Annotated in this window: 18 protein-coding genes and 1 pseudogene; 6 read left to right on the forward strand and 13 right to left on the reverse strand. The window is 30.9% G+C overall.

Annotation, left to right across the window (positions count from 1 at the left end; translation table 11 throughout):
• Positions 1-7: 7 nt before the first annotated feature.
• Positions 8-784, reverse strand: coding sequence for a TOBE domain-containing protein (locus A9G07_RS07055; RefSeq protein WP_065734599.1), 777 nt, complete (start codon positions 782-784; stop codon positions 8-10).
• A gap of 208 nt (positions 785-992) precedes the next feature.
• On the opposite strand from A9G07_RS07055, the gene modA reads away from it, so the two are divergent.
• Genes modA through modC form a run of 3 tightly spaced genes read left to right on the forward strand, consistent with a single transcriptional unit; the run spans position 993 to position 3121 of the window.
• Positions 993-1733 carry a molybdate ABC transporter substrate-binding protein gene (gene modA, locus A9G07_RS07060; RefSeq protein ID WP_218058406.1) on the forward strand — a complete coding sequence of 247 codons (741 nt, stop codon included), beginning with the start codon at positions 993-995 and terminating at the stop codon, positions 1731-1733.
• Positions 1734-1745: 12 nt separating this feature from the next.
• Positions 1746-2435, forward strand: a complete 690-nt coding sequence (gene modB, locus A9G07_RS07065) for a molybdate ABC transporter permease subunit (protein ID WP_065562570.1) — start codon at positions 1746-1748, stop codon at positions 2433-2435.
• 5 nt (positions 2436-2440) lie between these two features.
• Positions 2441-3121, forward strand: coding sequence for a molybdenum ABC transporter ATP-binding protein (gene modC, locus A9G07_RS07070; RefSeq protein ID WP_065734600.1), 681 nt, complete (start codon positions 2441-2443; stop codon positions 3119-3121).
• On the opposite strand, the gene A9G07_RS07075 is transcribed toward modC, so the two are convergent.
• The 4 genes from A9G07_RS07075 to A9G07_RS07090 all read right to left on the reverse strand — a co-directional run bounded on the left by A9G07_RS07075 (position 3100) and on the right by A9G07_RS07090 (position 6011).
• Positions 3100-3852, reverse strand: a complete 753-nt coding sequence (locus A9G07_RS07075) for a UDP-2,3-diacylglucosamine diphosphatase (RefSeq protein WP_065562572.1) — start codon at positions 3850-3852, stop codon at positions 3100-3102. The two genes, modC and A9G07_RS07075, sit on opposite strands and share 22 nt — an antisense overlap.
• A complete protein-coding gene (ppiB, locus tag A9G07_RS07080) occupies positions 3845-4336 on the reverse strand; it encodes a peptidylprolyl isomerase B (protein WP_065562573.1) in 492 nt (163 codons plus the stop codon). Before ppiB ends, A9G07_RS07075 begins: the two co-directional genes overlap by 8 nt.
• 67 nt (positions 4337-4403) lie before the next feature.
• A complete protein-coding gene (folD, locus tag A9G07_RS07085; RefSeq protein WP_065562574.1) occupies positions 4404-5255 on the reverse strand; it encodes a bifunctional methylenetetrahydrofolate dehydrogenase/methenyltetrahydrofolate cyclohydrolase FolD in 852 nt (283 codons plus the stop codon).
• 63 nt (positions 5256-5318) lie between these two features.
• The gene (locus tag A9G07_RS07090) at positions 5319-6011 is read right to left on the reverse strand and encodes a DUF2884 family protein (protein WP_065734601.1); all 693 of its coding nucleotides are present in this window, start codon (positions 6009-6011) and stop codon (positions 5319-5321) included.
• A 279-nt stretch (positions 6012-6290) separates the two neighbouring features.
• Here A9G07_RS07090 and A9G07_RS07095 point away from each other — a divergent pair, with 279 nt between their 5' ends.
• Complete coding sequence (locus A9G07_RS07095) at positions 6291-6557, forward strand: GrxA family glutaredoxin (RefSeq protein WP_065734602.1); 267 nt, start codon at positions 6291-6293, stop codon at positions 6555-6557.
• A gap of 46 nt (positions 6558-6603) precedes the next feature.
• Here A9G07_RS07095 and tsaB read toward each other — a convergent pair whose 3' ends face one another.
• The 4 genes from tsaB to A9G07_RS07115 form a co-directional block, all read right to left on the reverse strand.
• A complete protein-coding gene (gene tsaB, locus A9G07_RS07100; protein ID WP_065734603.1) occupies positions 6604-7284 on the reverse strand; it encodes a tRNA (adenosine(37)-N6)-threonylcarbamoyltransferase complex dimerization subunit type 1 TsaB in 681 nt (226 codons plus the stop codon).
• Positions 7281-9209, reverse strand: a complete 1929-nt coding sequence (locus A9G07_RS07105; protein WP_065562578.1) for an ATP-dependent DNA helicase — start codon at positions 9207-9209, stop codon at positions 7281-7283. Before A9G07_RS07105 ends, tsaB begins: the two co-directional genes overlap by 4 nt.
• 282 nt (positions 9210-9491) lie before the next feature.
• A complete protein-coding gene (locus A9G07_RS07110) occupies positions 9492-10466 on the reverse strand; it encodes a glycosyltransferase family 8 protein (RefSeq protein WP_065734604.1) in 975 nt (324 codons plus the stop codon).
• An 11-nt stretch (positions 10467-10477) separates the two neighbouring features.
• Entirely contained in the window at positions 10478-11455 is a 978-nt protein-coding gene (locus A9G07_RS07115) for a glycosyltransferase family 8 protein (protein ID WP_065734605.1), read from the reverse strand.
• 150 nt (positions 11456-11605) lie between these two features.
• Between A9G07_RS07115 and A9G07_RS07120 the strand changes: the two genes are divergently transcribed.
• Positions 11606-12562: a glycosyltransferase family 8 protein gene (locus tag A9G07_RS07120; protein ID WP_065734625.1), complete on the forward strand. Its 957-nt coding sequence runs from the start codon at positions 11606-11608 to the stop codon at positions 12560-12562.
• A 495-nt stretch (positions 12563-13057) separates the two neighbouring features.
• Here the strand turns inward: A9G07_RS07120 and A9G07_RS07125 are convergent, their stop codons facing one another.
• The 3 genes from A9G07_RS07125 to msbA (A9G07_RS07135) all read right to left on the reverse strand — a co-directional run bounded on the left by A9G07_RS07125 (position 13058) and on the right by msbA (A9G07_RS07135) (position 17765).
• Complete coding sequence (locus tag A9G07_RS07125; protein ID WP_065734606.1) at positions 13058-14179, reverse strand: glycosyltransferase family 9 protein; 1122 nt, start codon at positions 14177-14179, stop codon at positions 13058-13060.
• Between the two features lie 67 nt (positions 14180-14246).
• Positions 14247-16016: a lipid A ABC transporter ATP-binding protein/permease MsbA gene (gene msbA, locus A9G07_RS07130; protein ID WP_065734607.1), complete on the reverse strand. Its 1770-nt coding sequence runs from the start codon at positions 16014-16016 to the stop codon at positions 14247-14249.
• 12 nt (positions 16017-16028) lie between these two features.
• The gene (msbA, locus tag A9G07_RS07135; protein WP_065734608.1) at positions 16029-17765 is read right to left on the reverse strand and encodes a lipid A export permease/ATP-binding protein MsbA; all 1737 of its coding nucleotides are present in this window, start codon (positions 17763-17765) and stop codon (positions 16029-16031) included.
• A gap of 305 nt (positions 17766-18070) precedes the next feature.
• On the opposite strand from msbA (A9G07_RS07135), the gene A9G07_RS07140 reads away from it, so the two are divergent.
• Positions 18071-19096, forward strand: a complete 1026-nt coding sequence (locus tag A9G07_RS07140; protein WP_065734609.1) for a glycosyltransferase — start codon at positions 18071-18073, stop codon at positions 19094-19096.
• Here the strand turns inward: A9G07_RS07140 and A9G07_RS12010 are convergent.
• Positions 19093-19581 (reverse strand): annotated as a pseudogene (locus tag A9G07_RS12010) (hypothetical protein); the annotation flags it as partial. The gene A9G07_RS07140 and the pseudogene A9G07_RS12010 overlap by 4 nt on opposite strands.

Genomic DNA, 19581 nt, shown 5'->3' on the forward strand with positions numbered 1-19581 from the left:
CAAACTGCTAGACTAATGTGGCAACAATGATGTTCTGGGGATGGATGGATATGGTAGTTTTTTGGCCTTCGGTTAATTTTAGATGATTAATTTCACTGGTTGATTTATTAGCATAAAGTATCAAACCGGAAGGTAATGAAAATGAGATCTCAGATAATTGACCATCGCTTACTATTTTTTCAACTTTAACTCTTAATTGATTTTCATTTAAATCATTCAATTCAATCAAAGGTGCTTTAATCAACAAAAGAACAGTTTTATCAATATTCAATTTTAAACGCGCAATACTTTGTTGAGTTATATAAGCTTTTAATTCAGTTTGGTTATCACTTAATTTTACTTTTACAAACCCAGCTATATTGTTAGTTTCAATGCTCGAAACATTGCCATAGATTTGATTACGGGCGCTAGTCTGTAATGATAATTTAGCGGTTATTTTTAATATATCATCAAGAGGAATATTGTCGTCATTTAGAATATTAAAAGCATTATATTGGAGTTGAGTTAAGAGATCATAAAGCTGAATAAACCTTATCGCATAAGCGCTAAGTTTTGTGCCTCCGCCATTTTTACCACCCGTTGCTGTTATTAAAAAAGGTTTTGGTGATAACTGATTGATTTCGTTTATCGCATCCCAAGCAGTTTTATAGCTAATACCGACTTTCTTAGCCGCTTGGGTTAGTGAGCCAGTTAGTTCAATTGCTTTTAATAAGGCAATTCGTCTGGGATCAGTAAATAATTGCTGATTTATGTTTAAAGTTAATAATATTTCTAGTGACAGCATTACTTTATGCCTTAATTGAATAAACAAGCTACTTTCAATAAAAAAGTAAATCTATTGTAGACGTTTTTTTCTTTTCCTTCAAAAAATGTCCTCAGCCATATTCGTAAAGAATAAAAATAGTGTACTGCTTAAAGTTTGATTGTACTTTATTAATAAATTTTGATAGCATCGCTATATAGTTCATTATATAACGAATATGAGGAATAAAATGCGTAGAATCATTGGTGTATCACTATTTATAGTAACTTTACTCGTCAGTTTAACAACATCTGCCACCCAAAAAATTACGGTATTTGCAGCAGCATCACTTACTAATGCAATGCAAGATATTGCAACTTCTTACAAAGATGCAGAAATTGTTTTCTCATTTGCTTCATCTTCTGTATTAGCCAAACAAATTGAACAAGGGGCACCTGCTGATATATTTATGTCTGCTGACCAAAAGTGGATGAATTATCTTATTGAACACAAAGTTGCAACAGATAAACAGAATTTGTTAAAAAATGGATTAGTATTGATTGCTCCAAAACAATCTAAATTAGAAAAGGTAGAAATTAATGCAAATACTGATTGGCAAGCCATTTTACCAAAAGGAGAAAGGTTAGCTGTTGGTGATCCTGACCATGTACCTGCAGGGCTTTATGCTAAGGAATCTTTAACCAATTTAGGCGTATTTGATAAATTATTGCCTCAAATGGCGCCAGCAAGTAATGTTCGTGATGCATTAATGTTAGTTGAGCGTAATGAAGCTGCATTAGGTATTGTTTACAGTACTGATGCGAAAGTAAGTGATAAAGTGAAAATTATTGGTAGCTTTCCCGCTGAGACATTTACGCCAATTGAATATCCGATCACATTACTTAAACCTGAAGCAAAAGAATTTTATCAATATTTAAGTTCTGAAACTGCCAAAAAGATTTTCCAAAAATATGGTTTTATAACTGAATAGAATTTAAACAAGATGATGTTAACTGAGTATGAATGGCAAACATTGCTGTTAAGCTTGAAAATAGCAGGAGCAGCAATTGTCTTTAGCCTTCCAATAGGTGTGTTGACAGCTTGGATTTTAGCAAGATGTCAATTTATCGGTAAATCACTATTTGATAGCATTGTCCATTTGCCTTTAGTGTTGCCTCCAGTAGTATTAGGCTATCTTCTACTCTTAACAATGGGTCGCCATGGCTTTATTGGCGAATGGTTAGATAAATATTTTCATTTAAGCTTTAGCTTCAATTGGCAAGGTGCAGCTTTAGCTTCTGCTGTGGTTGCGTTCCCGCTTATGGTTCGATCGATTCGATTAGCAATTGAATCGATAGATTCACGTTTAGAAAATGTAGCTCGAACTTTAGGTGCTAAACCATTTCGAGTCTTTATGACTGTCACGTTACCATTAGCTTTCCCTGGGATTTTAATGGGAGTCGTGCTCGGTTTTGCTCGTTGCTTGGGTGAATTTGGCGCGACAATTACCTTTGTATCAAACATTCAAGGAGAAACACGCACCCTTCCATTAGCAATGTACACCTTATTACAAACCCCAGATGGCGAGTCAGGAGCATTACGACTTTGTATTGTTTCGATCATTTTATCTTTAGTTGCCTTATTCGTTTCAGAGATGCTAAATCGTTGGCATAAAAAGAAATTAACAGGATAGCGATAATGTTAAATATCAATGTAAGCAAAAAACTTGCCTCGTTTGTTTTCGAATTTAAACATGAAATTAACTGCCAAGGTGTGACTGCTGTTTTAGGGGTTTCTGGTTCGGGAAAATCAACACTTATCAACCTTATTAATGGTTTAATCAAACCTGATAATGGTTATATCAATTTAAAACAAGATAGTTTAGTCGATACAGAAAAACATATTTTTGTCACACCAGAGAAAAGACAAATTGGTACTGTTTTTCAAGATGCGCTACTTTTTCCCCATTATAAAGTAATCAAAAATTTAACTTATGGGGCACGATCGTTAGATACAGAAAAATTTGATGATATTGTCACTGTGCTCAATATTGGTTCACTACTTGATCGTTATCCAGTGATGCTGTCAGGTGGTGAAAAACAGCGAGTTGCCATTGGTCGAGCTTTATTAACCAACCCCAAATTATTATTGATGGATGAACCTTTATCCGCTTTAGATATGCCCCGTAAAAAGGAGTTATTAAGCTATATTAATAAACTAGTGAGTGACTTGAACATACCTATTATCTATGTCACCCATAATATTAATGAAGTCAAACGTATTGCTCAGCATGTAGCCGTGTTAGAACAGGGGAAATTAATAGACTTTGGTACGACAGAACAAATATTACAAAGTAACTATTTGAAAGACTGGCTATAAAGCTTTAATGTAGTACTATTCTCTTCTTGTTTTATATATGAAACACCATCATGCCAAGCACCTAATACTATTCTGGTTACTGATTCACCATTAATGGTTAGATGATGGGTTGCAGGTTTATGAGTATGGCCATGAACCATTATATTGGCATTATTCTCAATCATCATATCAATCACTGCTTGTGGATTTACATCCATGATAGTTTCTGATTTTATTTGATTATGCTGACTACTCTCTTTTCGTAATTTCGTCGCAATTTTTAATCGAATAAATAATGGTAAGAATAAAAATAACTTTTGTAGCCACTTTTTATGCATGATTTTTCGGAATTTTTGGTATTGATGATCATCAATACAAAGCAGGTCGCCATGTAAAAAAACAATATTTTTATCCTGATTGACTAAACAATTAATATCACCTAGTAAGGTCATATCACATCGTTTAGCATAGTCTTTACCAATCAGAAAATCACGATTACCGTGGACAAAAAACTTTTTAATTTGCTTTGAGGATAACTCATTTAAAGCATCCGAAATCTGCTTGTGTAGTGTTGAATCAACATCATCCCCCACCCAATAGTCAAACAAATCCCCTAGAATATAGAGTTCACAGCCATTAGGTAATTGTTTAAGAAATGACAAAAAGCCTGCTGTAATATCAAAATGATGTGCAGCAGGCTCGTTTTCACCGAGGTGAATATCTGCGATAAAAAAGCGAACAGGATTATTCAACCGTTACACTCTTAATCACGACATCTTCAACTGGCACATCAGAATGCATTCCATTACGGCCAGTTTTAACGGCCTTGATCTTATCGACAACATCCATGCCATCCACAACTTCAGCAAATACGCAGTAACCAAAACCATTAATATCAGAAGAACGATAATTTAAATAATCATTATCAACGACATTAATAAAGAATTGAGCCGTCGCGGAATGAGGATCACTTGTACGTGCCATAGCTAAAGTACCACGACTATTTTTTAGACCATTAGCAGCCTCATTTTTGATTGGAGCCTTAGTTTTTTTCTGTTTCATACCTGGCTCAAATCCACCACCTTGAATCATAAAATTATTAATCACTCGATGGAATATAGTGTTGTCATAGAAACCTTCTTTACAATATTCAACAAAATTTTTGACTGTTTCAGGAGCTTTATCATCAAAAGTATTGATCTTAATATCACCTAAAGAAGTATGAAATATAATCATAAGATGTCCTTATTTTCATTTTTTAATTCATAAAAATCATAATACAAATCTGTCTATTATCTTAGACTTACTCGCTAAATCTTTCACATGCCTCTAATGTATTACTCATTAGCATTGCAACCGTCATTGGCCCTACTCCACCAGGTACAGGTGTGATCCAACCAGCATGTTGGCTAGCGATATCGAATTCTACATCTCCAACAAGTTTGCCATCAGGTAAACGGTTAATTCCAACATCAATTACGATAGCACCAGGTTTGATCCATTCTCCCTTAACATAGTTAGGGATTCCAACACCCGCAACAACAATATCAGCATTACGAACATGCTTTTCTAAATCAATAGTTCTGCTATGAGTAATCGTTGTGGTACAACCTAATAACAATAATTCTAACGCCATAGGACGTCCAACAATGCTCGATGCGCCTACAACTGTTGCGTTTAAGCCAGATAAATTAATGCCAGTTGATTCTAACATTTTAACAACACCATACGGTGTGCATGGACGTAATATCGGATCGCGTTGTAATAAATGACCAATATTATAAGGATGAAAACCATCAACATCTTTACGAGGATCGATACGCTCTAACACTTTTGTCTTATCAATGTTATCTGGTAATGGAAGCTGAACTAAGATGCCATGAACATCGGCTCGTTGATTTAATTCATCGATCAACGCTAATAATGCCTCAGTGGTTGAAGATGGATAATCATAAGCAAAAGAAGCAAAGCCGACATCGTCACAAGCTTTTTGCTTATTTTTAACATAAATTTTAGAAGCGGGATCAGAGCCAACTTGTATAACAGCTAGTCCTGGAACAGATAAACCTTGTTCAGTCCGTGATTTTACCTTTTTGGCTATTTCGTTACGTATTTGCTGCGCTAACGCTTTACCATCAATTATTTTTGCAGTCATAAGCGATTACTTCTTTTACCCAATGAATGGGGTATTCTCGCAAAAGTTTTTATTATTGTCTATTCACTTATCGGTTGATTGACTAAGTTCTGTTAAAATCTGTTGATATTGTTTGTCTATATCAGTAATTACCGAACAAATATGTGAATCGAATGCTTTAAGTTTAGGTTTTTGAGCTTTCCATTCATTTTTTGAGATATCTTTGATGGCACCGAAGTTTTTAAAGAAGTTAAATTCTAAAATACTTCCCCCCACAACATTATAAAAAATACGTTCGCCGATATCTTGCCCATCTTTTTTTAATTTATTAAAGTTTTGGTAATAAAATTTTGTTGTTCCATTTTCAGTAATAATTGAACGATGTAACAACTTAACTAATCGTTTATATAATTTATTTAATTCGCCATGTAGTTCTCGGTCATCACTTAATTTTCTTGTTATTGCTAGATCGAAAGCAACTTTTACTTCCAATAATAAATCTAATGATTGTTGTTCTAGTTGTGGTAATTGTGATCTTAGACTTTTTTGAAACTCATTGAGATTTTTACGTAATTGAGGGCTAGCTGATATTGTTTTCTTATTAAGTATTACTTTGCCATCATTCTTGATCGATAAATCATTCGACTTATTTACGATTTGGATGTTGTCTTTATTTATCACTATATCGTAATTGGGTTTTACAGCACACTCTTTTTGTGCCGCAAACACTGTTATTGATAAGGTTAATGAAAAAATAACTATTATTTTTTTTAGCATTTTGACATCCATTTAATGGTTGAAATTTAAATTATAGCGAGTAATATCAAATTAGCATCAATTTAAAGAATTAAAAAACCCCGTTCCTCAACTTTTTTTAATAAAAGTAGCTATAAAATAATCAATTAATCATTTAAATGATTAAAACGTATACCTTACACGCTATGCGGATGTAATATCAATAGATATAATCTATTATATCAACTAGATTTATCTACTTTTTTTTATTCAAAACTAAAGTATAGTAATTTTATTCAATTTAACTCATAGAGGTGAAATATGTACGCTGTTATTTTTGGACGTCAAGGATGTCCATATTGTGTGCGAGCTAAAGAGCTTGCCGAGAAGTTATCTCAAAAACGTGATGATTTTTCATATCGATATGTAGATATAAATGCAGAAGGTATTACCAAGGAAGATCTTTCTAAAAGTGTTGGTAAACCGGTTGAAACCGTACCACAAATTTTTATTGATGAAAAACCAATTGGTGGCTGTACTGATTTTGAAGCATATGCCAAAGCTAATTTGGGATTATTTCAAGACTAAACACTTTTGCACATCAAATACAGATAAACCATTTCGGTGGTTTATCTTAACGCCCCGGCAATTTTTGCCATGTAACTTCATTACGCAAATAAGTTGGCTCGACATCTTCAACTTTAACCACTTCATTTCTTAACCATTTTTGATGAGCGATAACCACCAAATCTTGTGCTTCTGGTAAGAATACTTCACTAGGCTTAGTTCCTGTTAACATTTCAGGATAAGTTTGCCAACCTGTACCTGCTGAGTAATAATCATTATGACTTTTTTGAATTTTATTTATTACATTTTCAGGTTTGACGACACATTCTGGAATGATCGTTTGCCAATTTTGGTTTTGATACTCATATTGTCCTAAATAGACTTCGCCCATTCTAGCATCTATCGCAGGTATGACTTTCTTTGCCTCTGTTTTCCTATAAGCGCCTTGCGCTAGGGTCATCAAAGTTGAGACACCTATCATCGGTTTATCAATTCCTAATGCTAATCCTTGAGCTACACCAATACCTATTCTTACTCCAGTAAAGCTACCAGGACCTTGAGCAAAAGCAATAGCATCAAGTTGTGAAAGCGTGCAACCTGATTGACTTAAAATTTTATCAACCATTGGTAAGATCTTTTTAGTATGATCACGTGCCGAAATCATAAAATCATGAGTGATTTCATTTTGAAAAAATAGAGCTACGGAACAAGCTTCTGTCGAAGTATCAATGGCTAAAATAGTACTCATTTGGTTTCCAGATTATCTGATTGGTTGTTAGATAATAAAAAATTGATTACCTTGTTAACATCTCGGGTTCTTGGCGATGGTGGTAAACTATTTATAAACGTTGCCCCATAAGGTCGCATAACTAATCTATTATCGCAAATAATAATTGCTCCTCGATCATTATGATGACGGATTAATCGCCCAACACCTTGTTTTAAGGTAATAACGGCTTCAGGTAATTGCACTTCATTAAAGGCATCGCCACCTTGCATTTGGCAATCTTCCATTCTCGCTTTCATTAAGGGATCATCTGGTGAGGTAAACGGTAATTTATCTATAATAACACAAGATAAAGTATCTCCCCTAACATCAATCCCTTCCCAAAAACTGCTAGTTGCGATTAATAGCGCATTACCACTTTCAATAAACTGTTCAAGAAGTTTTGATTTGCTTGTTTCACCTTGAACTAAAACCGGTAACTCGGTATGTAAGCGAAAATGTTCAGCTAATGCATTCATCATTGCATAAGATGTACAAAGGAAAAAACAACGCCCTTTGTTTGCCTCAATAACCGGTAATAAAATATTGACAAGTTTTTCAGCATTGCCCCTTTCATTTGGTGATGGTATATAACGTGGTACACACAAAATAGTCTGATTGATATAATCAAATGGGCTTTCTAAAATTAATGATTCTGCATTAGTTAAACCTAAACGTTTGGTAAAATAATCTAATTGATTATCAACTGATAATGTTGCAGATGTGAAAATCCAGGCACCTTTACGCTGGATTAATAATTCCTCAAATTTTTCCGTTACCGACAATGGAGTTAATGCAAAGAGGAAAGAGCTGTATGAACTTTCATACCAATAACTGAAACCTGGTACATGAGTTTCGGACAATTTTTTTAATAATTGCTGGTATTGGTTAACTCGATCATAACAATTATCTAAAGTTGTGGATCGCCCTATCGCTAATAACAGAACTTCTTTGCAAAAATCAAGCGCATCAAATAAATAAGATAATTCTTGTTTAATATTGGTTTGATTAAATAGATAACGAAGATTTCCTTTATTATTTTGCTGGCTTATCAACAATCTTAAATCTTGTGTACATTTTTGTAGTTTATCAGCACACTGCTGGAGTTGTGACATGTCTTTGACTTCTGTTCGATAAGCCAAATTTATCTCTTTAGCTAAGTCGAACAGTTGTCGACTTGTTAACTGCTCACCAAAATAGTGACACGCAAGATCAGGAAGTTGATGCGCTTCATCAAATATCATCACATCAGCTTTAGGAATTAGTTCACCAAATCCGGTATCTTTCACAACAACATCAGCTAAAAATAGATGATGATTAACAACAACAATATCAGCGTTCATGGCTCTTTTACGAGCTTTAACCACATAACAATCGTTGTAATGTTCACAATCACTACCCAAACAATTATCGTTTGTGCTAGTTAAAATTGGCCAAATTGGATTATCTTCGGTAACAGTTGTACATTTACTAATGTCACCATCTTTTGTTTTGATTGACCAATTTTTAACCCGAACCAGATCAGTTCGTAAATTCTTATCTAAATCTCCGGCAGCAGCATATTGATGATACATGCGCTCTAAACAGAGATAATTGGCTCGACCTTTAAGAAGTGAAATTTTACCAGTATAGTTTAAAGCTTTTTTGATAATGGGTAAGTCTTTACTATATAACTGTTCTTGTAAATTCTTGGAGCCTGTCGAGATTATTGCTTTTTTCTCACTGCGTAATGCAGGAACTAAATAAGCAAATGTTTTACCCGTTCCAGTACCCGCTTCGACCACCAATGACTTTTGTGCATTTATTGCTTCAGTGACCTTATTTGCCATATGTCTTTGTGGTTCTCTAGCAACAAAACCATCTATAGCTGTCGCAAGCAAACCATTTTCTGCAAAATCATTAATCACTTAAAATGCACCTAATTAGAAGATAAGCCCAATTTGTCTATGTATATTGGAAAATTTATTTAAGAAATAAGCTAACGTTTGAAAAAAATAAAATATTCATAAAGTTGAGATGAAATTATAAATAAACAGTTATCTAAATTACAAGCTATACTATAGCAATAACCCAGACAAAAATATATACATGAATATTCACTATAAAGAAAAAGCTTAGTTAGAAATAGATTAAGTTTCAAATCTATTGACTAAATAAGCTTATATCTATTAACCGTATATATTTTAGTATTACTTTTTAAACTTAGTTTTTAGATAAATTAGATAATGCTTTATTCCTAATAAATATTTTTTTTGCTTAAACATTAACTTTGAATAAGCACGAATTGAAGAAGTTTTTTTAGGATTATACAAAGGTAAACTGTCATTCTGCCATGGTGATTTTTCTAAATAAGCATCAAATAATTTAGAGCGATAAGGCTCATGCCAAGGTTTATTTTTCGTTATATAATGAATAAAAATAGTTTCGCTAGGGACATTTGCATCTTCATTACCATTAACCGATAATGCTAATAAATTATTAAATTTTCTTGGCAATATTAATCGTTTTTCTCCGACACAAATATTCAAAACATCTTGGTCTGGATATTGGTACTTTTCACCACTATTCAATAGTTCTAATGTCTTATCAGTAAGTTCGTCTTCGCACCAAAGAGGAATATTAATCAGCATAACACCAGAATTAAAATAAGAGCCTTCAACTATATGATATTTAGTACATTGAGATTGTTGCATATATGGTTCGTCAGCAACCGCGGCGACTAAAATACCACTTAAATCAATACTATCAATTTCTGATAAACTATTAATACATAAAGTATCACTATCAACATAAAGTAATTTATCAGTAGTATTTTTTAATAATATTGGTGCTATTAAACGAACACAGGCTGAAAGAGGAAATTGTTCGGTATTTTTTTGATCGACTTTAAACTGATCATTAATAATATATTCAGTTATTGATATAGTATCGAACTTTATTTCACTAAATTTAAGTCTATTTTCATCAGATAGATTATGAGTAAATAAATGAAAATGAATCGGTCTTAAAGGATTATTTTCAAAAATAGATAAAATATTTACACCTGCTGATAATGCATAATTATCATCAAAGCATAATAAAATATGCAAAACAGACTGGTTATTGTCAAAATTATGTGACAGTAATTCATTTCTTTTGTTAATAAATCTATCAACTTGAATCACGACGAACATCCTTATCGTTTTTTAGTAACTTTGTGCTTAAGATAAAGTAAATAATATTTGAACGCCGAAAAATACTTTTTCTGACTAGCTAACAATTTTGCATACCGTCTTGTAGTTGAAGGCGCATTTTCATTAGCCAATGATAATTTTTGATTAGCCCATGGTGAAGAAGCAATATAAGTTTGATAAAGTGGAGTTAAATATAACTGATACCATGGTTTATTGCCGGTAACATAATGAATAATAAAAGTATCTTCGCTTAACAAATTATCTTCATTACCACCAACGGTAAGTGATGTAAGTTGATTATAAATTTTAGGAAGAAAAACAGTTTTACCTTGCATTAATATATTTAAAACATCTTGATCAGCAAACTTATATACTTTACCGCTATTTATCATAGCAAACGCTTTATCAGTAAGATTATTATCTACCCACATATCAGTATTAATATAGATCATTCCGGCATTAAAATATTCACCGTAAGGGATATCACAAGCTGGGCATTGTTTTTCTTGCGTTTTATCAACATCAGGTACCACTGCTGCATATTTATCATTTAAATCAGTGTGAATTAATTCATTAAGATTATTTGTACAAAGTACATCGCAATCTAAATACAAAACTCGCGAAGTCACTTTATTTAATATCTGAGGAACGACAAATCGTAAGCAGGTTGAGGCAGACACATGCAATACTAATGTATCAGGATTAATCGAAAAATCATCCCCTATTTCATAACAAATTATGCTAACATTATCGTTGTTTAGTTGATTAAACATTGATATTTTTTCATTAGTTACATTATTAGCAAATAAATGGAATACCAGATTTTTATCCATATTATTTGAGATAACTGAGGACATCGCTATTCCTGCTGGCATTGCATAATTGTCATCAAAACAAAATGCAATATGTGTGGTTTCTAAAGATGCTTGAGCATTTTCAAATAATGTAGTGATTTTTTTGATAAAAAGATTTTCTTTCATTTTTACTAATAGTTAAGGATGATTTTAGAAAATTTGAAATAACATTGTAACATACGTTAAATTAAACAATGAAGTAATAATCAATTTTATATTGACATATTAATTCGGTAATGACTAAATATCATGATAGGTTATTTAAGAGTGTCTGAAATGAATAATATTATTAATATCGCATATTGTACTGATTCAAATTATCTTGAACATGTAGGCGTGTCGATAAGCTCTATAGTGCATAATAATCTCAATAATAATATTCATTTTCATGTTTTTTTGTATGATGTTTCGCAAGCAGAACAACAGAAGTTACAGCAACTTAGCTCTTCAATTACCCTATATTTAATTCCTGTAGAGGAGTTGACAAAATATTCTGATACTCAAAATAACAAAGTCAAACATATCAATCGGTCGATGTATATACGACTATCCGTTCCCAGACTATTAAATGGTGTTGTTGATAAATTTATTTATCTTGATGCTGATACCTTATGTTTTGCTGATATTTCTTCAATTTCGGATATTAATATAGATTCGGTGGTTTGTGGTGTAACGCCCGATTCATTAGACAAACAAAATATGTTGAAAAACCAGGAAAGGCTTAAACTTAATTCAAACAATTATTTTAACTCTGGTTTTTTGTATATTAATGTTAATAATTGGATTGAGTTTGATACTGAAAATAAAGTTAATCAAATATTACTATCGTCTGAAAAAAAACATCTAATCTATCCTGATCAAGATGCTTTAAATGTCGTATTACAAAATCAAGTTTTATGGATAGATCCTAAATGGAATTATTTATTTACCTGGATAAATGACAAACAAAAAGAGACATTTTTTTACAACAAAAAGTCGTTACCATACATAATTCATTTTACTGGTGCAAGAAAGATGTGGTATCAAGAACACACTGGACTTGCACAAAATTTGTATAATTTTTATAAACACTTCACCCCTTGGGCAAATACCCCTCTTAAAAGTTATAAGTATAAAATGCGGGTAAATGATTATCGTATTTATGCCAAATCTCATCTTAAAGATAAAAATTTGATTAGTAGCTTAAAGTATTATTTGCTTTATTTAGTTTTGAAAATAAAGAAACAGTCTTAATTTAATTAAATATATTTATGCATAGTTGTCATTAATCTATCAGGCTTAAATGTATTAATATTACTAACATAAAAAATTATTTGTTTACTCATATTATTATTTGGTAACCAAATATATTTATCTATTCACAATTCCATATTTGAATGATATCTTTTATATATTTTTTATCTGAAAACAAATTTTATTATAACTATTTGAAATTATTTGATAATTAAACATAAAAAGACTTTGAATTTTTAAATATGTCCGAAAATGCTTAATGTTAAAAATAGTTATGACCATCATATCGCCAATATAATCATTTCAGATTAAAAATTTTTTTTAACAAATTTAGGATTTAGTTGATTCTTTCTTTTGACAAATAAGAAAATTAAAATAGAAATAAATTTAAATTAGATGAATATCCTAATTTTTAGGAAAAAATTATATTTCCAATTGAATTCTTGAAATTTATATTTCAATCCATTTAAAATTATCTCTATTTAAAGCGTTATTTCATTCTAATTTTATTAATTCTTCTTTTAATTTTTCAAGTACAATGTTTGCATTAAGATTTGCAATTGGATCACCAAGCCCTGTACCAAGATTATCTTCAGTGAAGATCTGCAAAGCATTGGAGTAGTTCGGTCCCCATACAAAATTATTGATAAATTTATTGTCAATTATTCGATTATTATAAATACAAAGCATTTTTTTATCATATATCGATGCAACATGTACAATTGAAGTATCAACGGTAATAACTAAAGTTGCGAACTCAATCAAAGCTACAGTTTCAAAAAATGAGCCTAACGGATTAATAATGATATTTGTTGAGGTCTTAATATGTTTTATTTTATTCGGTTCCCCAACTACTATAGTTACACAATTATCATAATGAGATAGAAAAGATAAAATAGTTTCAATTTGTGTATCAGAAAAGCTTCTTGCTATATTGGAACCATAAGGGTTAAAAATAATAATATTTTTACCTGATAATAAATAGGGCCTAATAAATTTTTCTACAGATTCATGAGCTTCATCAGGAAGATTTACATGATATTTAATTGAATCAGCTTCTATATTTAATAGTTTTAAAATTTGTTTACTTCTCTTTGAAATATGTGATGTATATTGATCATAAAAAATCGATGTATCATACAATTTATATTTTTCTTGATTAAAACCAATAGTATGTAAAGGATTAATGGCTAAAATTATTTGAGAACGTCTTATACTATTATGACCTTTATCAACAAGATCAATAGTAACATCAATAGATAAACTATTAAGTTGTTTTTTAAATTGTTTTATCCCTTTCTTTTTATCATACAATAAAACACCATCAACAGTAATAAATCGTTCAAATAGAAATGCAATTCTTTTTTCGACTACAACATAAACTTTTAATCCATTTTCTCGTAAAGATTTAATCAAATAAGAGGTAACGATTGCATCACCAATACCTTGATCATTCATTAAAATAGCTGCTGAATGGTACTGTTTCGGAGTTAACTGCGATCTTACCTTTTTTTTTCGATTTAAAAGAGCTAATTTAACAGCTAGTTTTATTGGTTTAATTTTTAAATTCCGCTGCCTATTTAAGAATTTAATAAACTCCAAAAATTTATTTATCATCTTCCTTTTAATATCCTACAGTGAAAAATTTAGCAAATTATTTATTATTTATTATTAATTTTTGATACTATTTAGTGAAATTTATTTGATACAAGTCTGCATACAATCCATTTAATGACAACAACTCTTTATGGGTACCTTGCTCTATAATTTTACCACTGTCTATAACTAATATTTTATCAGCATTTTCAATGGTGGATAAGCGATGTGCAATAACGAGCGATGTTCGTCCTTTTTGTAAATCATCTAAAGCTTTTTGTATTGCTTGTTCTGATTCTGTATCTAAGGCTGAAGTTGCTTCGTCAAGAATTAAAATAGGAGTGTTTCGTAATAACGCTCTTGCTATAGCAATCCTTTGGCGTTGACCACCAGATAATAATACACCACTCTCACCAACAATAGTTTCGAATCCGTTTTCAAGTCCCATTATAAAATCATAGGCATAGGCTTGTTTAGCTGCTTCCTCTATTTGCTCTTGTGAATAATCTCCAACTCGGCCATAAGCAATATTATTTGCAACAGTATCATTGAATAAGTGTACATTTTGTGAAACCAAACCAATTTGATTGCGTAAACAACTTAGTGTTAAGTCTTGAATATTATGGTTATCAATCAAAATTTCACCGTTACTGATATCATAAAAGCGAGTAAGCAAACTTGCTATTGTACTTTTTCCTGAGCCAGAACGACCAACCAAAGCAATGGTTTTACATGGTTCGACTGAAAAACTAATATTTTGTAAAGCTGGTTCTTGTCTGCTTTCGTAAGTAAAACTGACATTTTTAAATTCAATGGCGCCTTGTACCCGTTGAATATTTATTTTGCCATCATCTTTTTCAATTGGTTGTTCAAAAATAGCAAATAGAGTTTGACAAGCAGCCATACCTTTTTGAAAATCAGCATTAACACTCGTTAGACTTTTTATTGGTTGCATCAACGCAACTAGTGAAGAAAAAACAACTGTAAATTGACCTGGTGTAATATTCAAATCAGGGTTACTCGCCATTAATAGAACAAACGCAATGGCAAAGGAAATTATAAGTTGAACTATAGGTGTTGATAAAGCTGATATTGAGACTAGTCTCATACCATCTCGCCGAAATTTATTATTTACTTTATTGAAGTTTTTAGACTCTTCATCTTGCGCACCAAAAAGAATGATTTCACGATGCCCTTTCAACATTTGCTCGACGGACATAGTTACCCCACCCATCGAATTTTGCATGTTTTTAGCTAATTTCCTAAATTTTACCGATATAAAAGTTATTAAACCTATCACAATGGGAGTAATGATAATTAATGATAAAGATAGCTCCCAACTATTGATAAACATTGTATAAAAAAGCCCACAAATAAAGGCTGACTCTCGAACAATTGTAATTAATGCATCAGAAGAAGATGAAGCGACTTGGTCGGTATCATAGGTTATACGTGAAAGTAATCTTCCTGTTGAGTTTTTATCATAAAAACTTACTGGTGCATCAACAAAATGGTTAAAAAGTTGTTGACGAATTTTAAGTACGATTTTTGTGGAAATAAAAGATAAAAAGAATGAATATCCATAATTAGCAACTCCTCTCAGAAGAACTAACCCAAAAATATAGAAGGGAGCCATAATTAAAAATTGCTGATCGTTTTCAACAAATCCCTTATCCAATAAAGGTTGTAGCATACCAATCAATGAAGTATCAGCAAAAGCACTAATAACGAGTAAAATTATTGATAATAAAAGAATTAATTTATGTTTGGCAATATAAGGCCATAACTTGGAAAAAGTTTGCCATGTTGAAGCATCTTTATCGATATCACTATGAGCTGATTGAATATTTTTTTTCATAAAATTTTTTTATTAAGAATTAAATTGCATTTGGTACATTTTGGCATAAATACCATTTTCAAGTACCAGCTTATTATGTGGACCTTCTTCGACTACTTTTCCATCATCAATAACTAATATACGATCAGATTGTTCAATAGTTGATAATCGATGAGCAATAATTATAGAAGTTCGATTTTTTTGTAAATTTTCTATTGCTTGTTGAACTAATCTTTCAGATTCATTATCTAACGCTGAAGTAGCCTCATCGAAAACTAATATTGGGCTATTACGCAAAAGCACTCTGGCGATCGCAATTCGTTGTCGTTGCCCACCTGAAAGTAAAATACCATTATCGCCAATTTCTGTATCAAAGCCATGTTCTAATTTTTCGATAAATTCTATCGCATTAGCCTGAATTGCTGCATTAATAATATCTTGTTTCTTATATTTATTTTTGGCACCATACACAATATTGTCAGCTATAGTACCATTAAATAAATGCACTTTTTGTGATACAAATCCAATTTGATTACGTAGCGATTTTAGCGTGTAATTTTTAATATTTATACCATCAAGCAATATTTCCCCTTTTTCTACATCATAAAATCTTGGAATCAAACTTGCTATAGTTGATTTTCCTGCACCAGAACGACCGACCAATGCTACTGTTTCACCTGGCTTGATTTTAAAACTTATATTATTTAAAGAAGGAGTAGTTCTTGAAGGATAAGTATAGGTTACTTGATGAAATTCAATTTCCCCATTTGCCCGCTGCAACTCAATTGTTCCATTATCTTCCTCTAAAGGGGAATTTAAAAGCCCAAAAAGCGATTCGCAGGCCACAGAGCCTTTTTGTAATTCAAGATGAACACTCGTCAATTCTCTTAAAGGTCTCATAACAGCAACCATAGCAGAAAAAACAACAGTAAAAGATCCAGGAGTAATATCTATAGTTTGGTTTGCCACAAGAAATAAAATAAAACCTAACGCTAATGTGGCTACTAGTTGAATTATAGGAGTTGACAATCCAGACACTAATACGATTTTTAATAAGCTTCGTCTAAAAATTTTATTGATTGTATAAAAATTGTTTTTTTCGTGTTTTTGAGCATTAAAAACTAGTATTTCTTTATGACCTTTTAACATTTCATCGGCAGCTGTTGTGATATTCCCTATCCCTTTTTGCATAGAAAGAAGTGAATTTCGGAATTTTTTTGCAATAAATTGAGCAATAAAAATAACTAAAGGTACGACAATAATAAGGACTAGTGCCAATTTCCAATTCCCATAAAACATCACTATGCATAACCCGATAGCATAAGCTATTTCTCTTACTAATATGATAAGCGCATCAGAAGATGCTTTAGATAACAGCTGTGTGTTATATGTAATAACAGTAACAAGCTCACCAACTGGGTTTTTGTCTAAAAAATTAATAGGACTTTTGACTAAATGATCAAAAATTAATTGCCGAAACTTAGTTACTACTTTACCTGAAAGCCAAGAAAGACAATAGGTTGAACAGTAGTTAGACAAACCACGTAATGCGATTAATGCAATAATACCAACTGAAAAAAGAATAAGTAATTCATAATTTTTATCCATTAATCCATTGTCTAATAAAGGTTTAGTTAATGAAATTAATGTTGCATCAGTTGCGGCATTCAATAAAAGAGCAAAAATTGCAACAATTAAAGCTTTTTTATGGGGATAAATAAAAGGCCACAATTGTTTAATGGTATTCAGAGAGCTATATTTATTTGACATAAGAAAGTAAATAAGTTTATTTGAAGTCGAATTATACTATACATACTTTGTGAATTTAAATTTAATTGCAATTCTTTTTCAACTAGAAATAATTTCTATAACCTATATAATAATGTAAAGAATATCTAAATTAACTATCACTATTTAAACTGATCAACAGATAATATTAAGTTAAAAAGAACAGACACATCGATTTTCGTGGATTTTTCAATAAGTAATAAACATGATTTATTATAACTCAATAACAATAATAATAAATTAGATAGAAGTTAATTTAGTTCAAATAATGCAACAGGAAACTAGCAATGTATTTTAATGCGAGTAGTGTTATTAAAAAAAAAATTACAATTGGAACCACTAGTGATATTAATATCAATCAGTTAAACATTGCTTATGGAATTGATAAAAACTTTTTTTTAGGCTGTGCGATTTCAATTACGTCTATCTTATTAACTAATTCAGAACTCAATTTTAATTTTCATATTTTCACAAATTCTATTAATGATGATTTTCAGCAAAAATTACAACAATTAACAGACAAATATAAAACCCAGATAACTATATATTTAGTGGAAGATTCTTATTTTACTAATTTACCAACCACAAAAAACTGGACATTAGCTACGTATTTCCGTTTCATTGTCGCAGATTATTTTTACAATAAAATAGACAAAATTCTTTATTTGGATGCTGATATTGTATGTAAAGGGTCCCTAGTTGAATTGCTCAACTTAGAATTTGATAACAATATTGCTTATGTAGTTACTGAAAAAGACCCAATATGGTGGGAAAAATGTGCAAAAAGGCTTAATGAAAATAAATTATTGAATGGTTATTTTAACGCAGGTTTTCTACTAGTTAATCTAAAAAAATGGAAAGAGAATAATATAAATGAAAAAGCATTAAAATTGCTGACAAACGAAAACTTACGTATGAAATTTACTCATTTAGATCAAGATGTGTTAAATCTATTATTATTGGATGAAGTTAAGTATCTTGATAGAAAGTATAATCAACAAATTAGCATTAATTACGAGTTAAAGTATAAATCAAATAAAGTTCGCAAATACCCTGTAACGGACGAAACTATATTAATTCATTATATTGGACCTACAAAGCCTTGGCATAAATGGGCTGAACATTATAAATGTTCAAAATATTTTTTGGATGTAAAAAACAATTCTCCATGGCAAACGACACCTTTATTATTAGCTACCACTTCGGGGCAAATGAGATATTGTGCTAAACATAAGTTACATCAAAATAAAGTCATTGAGGGTTTAATTAGTTATTTAATTTATTGCTTGAAAAAATTAAAATTATATTTTTAATCGAAAGCATCTGTAATTGTTTCTAACATTGCATTAGAACTATATTTGTATAATTTATCTAAACTGATTGGAATGAATTGAGATTCTAAGAATTTTTTAATTTGATGGTAATTATTTTCATCAAGGATAAAAATTTGCTCTGGTGAATAAAAATCATATTTTTTTATAGATTTATTTGTAGTAATCAATCTTTTATTTAATAATATTGCTTCAATAGCTCTTAAGGTTACACCTGTTTGACCCATTTGTCCTATTTCTAAGATGATATCACTCTGTTTTACTTTCTTAATATTATCTAAATAACTAATTTTATTACCAAGTTTATAATAATCTGATATATGAGATAAACTTTCAATATTGGTTGTTTTATAGTTAATTAAATTAAAATCTGTTTGATAACCATTTTCATGCAAAATAGGAGCGATTTTATTAATCACTTCAACTCTATTATCCCAATACTCTCCAATGAAAAAACATGTTTTAAT

The organism is Gilliamella sp. wkB72, from assembly GCF_001693745.1.
Taxonomy (GTDB): Bacteria; Pseudomonadota; Gammaproteobacteria; order Enterobacterales; family Orbaceae; genus Gilliamella; species Gilliamella apicola_E.

Bases quoted from the DNA above. Each gene is read 5' to 3' on its own strand.
- A9G07_RS07055 (WP_065734599.1), bottom strand. From the start codon at position 784: ATGCTGTCACTAGAAATATTATTAACTTTAAACATAAATCAGCAATTA.
- modA (WP_218058406.1), top strand. From the start codon at position 993: ATGCGTAGAATCATTGGTGTATCACTATTTATAGTAACTTTACTCGTC.
- modB (WP_065562570.1), top strand. From the start codon at position 1,746: ATGATGTTAACTGAGTATGAATGGCAAACATTGCTGTTAAGCTTGAAA.
- modC (WP_065734600.1), top strand. From the start codon at position 2,441: ATGTTAAATATCAATGTAAGCAAAAAACTTGCCTCGTTTGTTTTCGAA.
- ppiB (WP_065562573.1), bottom strand. From the start codon at position 4,336: ATGATTATATTTCATACTTCTTTAGGTGATATTAAGATCAATACTTTT.
- folD (WP_065562574.1), bottom strand. From the start codon at position 5,255: ATGACTGCAAAAATAATTGATGGTAAAGCGTTAGCGCAGCAAATACGT.
- A9G07_RS07090 (WP_065734601.1), bottom strand. From the start codon at position 6,011: ATGCTAAAAAAAATAATAGTTATTTTTTCATTAACCTTATCAATAACA.
- A9G07_RS07095 (WP_065734602.1), top strand. From the start codon at position 6,291: ATGTACGCTGTTATTTTTGGACGTCAAGGATGTCCATATTGTGTGCGA.
- tsaB (WP_065734603.1), bottom strand. From the start codon at position 7,284: ATGAGTACTATTTTAGCCATTGATACTTCGACAGAAGCTTGTTCCGTA.
- A9G07_RS07115 (WP_065734605.1), bottom strand. From the start codon at position 11,455: ATGAAAGAAAATCTTTTTATCAAAAAAATCACTACATTATTTGAAAAT.
- A9G07_RS07120 (WP_065734625.1), top strand. From the start codon at position 11,606: ATGAATAATATTATTAATATCGCATATTGTACTGATTCAAATTATCTT.
- A9G07_RS07125 (WP_065734606.1), bottom strand. From the start codon at position 14,179: ATGATAAATAAATTTTTGGAGTTTATTAAATTCTTAAATAGGCAGCGG.
- msbA (WP_065734607.1), bottom strand. From the start codon at position 16,016: ATGAAAAAAAATATTCAATCAGCTCATAGTGATATCGATAAAGATGCT.
- msbA (WP_065734608.1), bottom strand. From the start codon at position 17,765: ATGTCAAATAAATATAGCTCTCTGAATACCATTAAACAATTGTGGCCT.
- A9G07_RS07140 (WP_065734609.1), top strand. From the start codon at position 18,071: ATGTATTTTAATGCGAGTAGTGTTATTAAAAAAAAAATTACAATTGGA.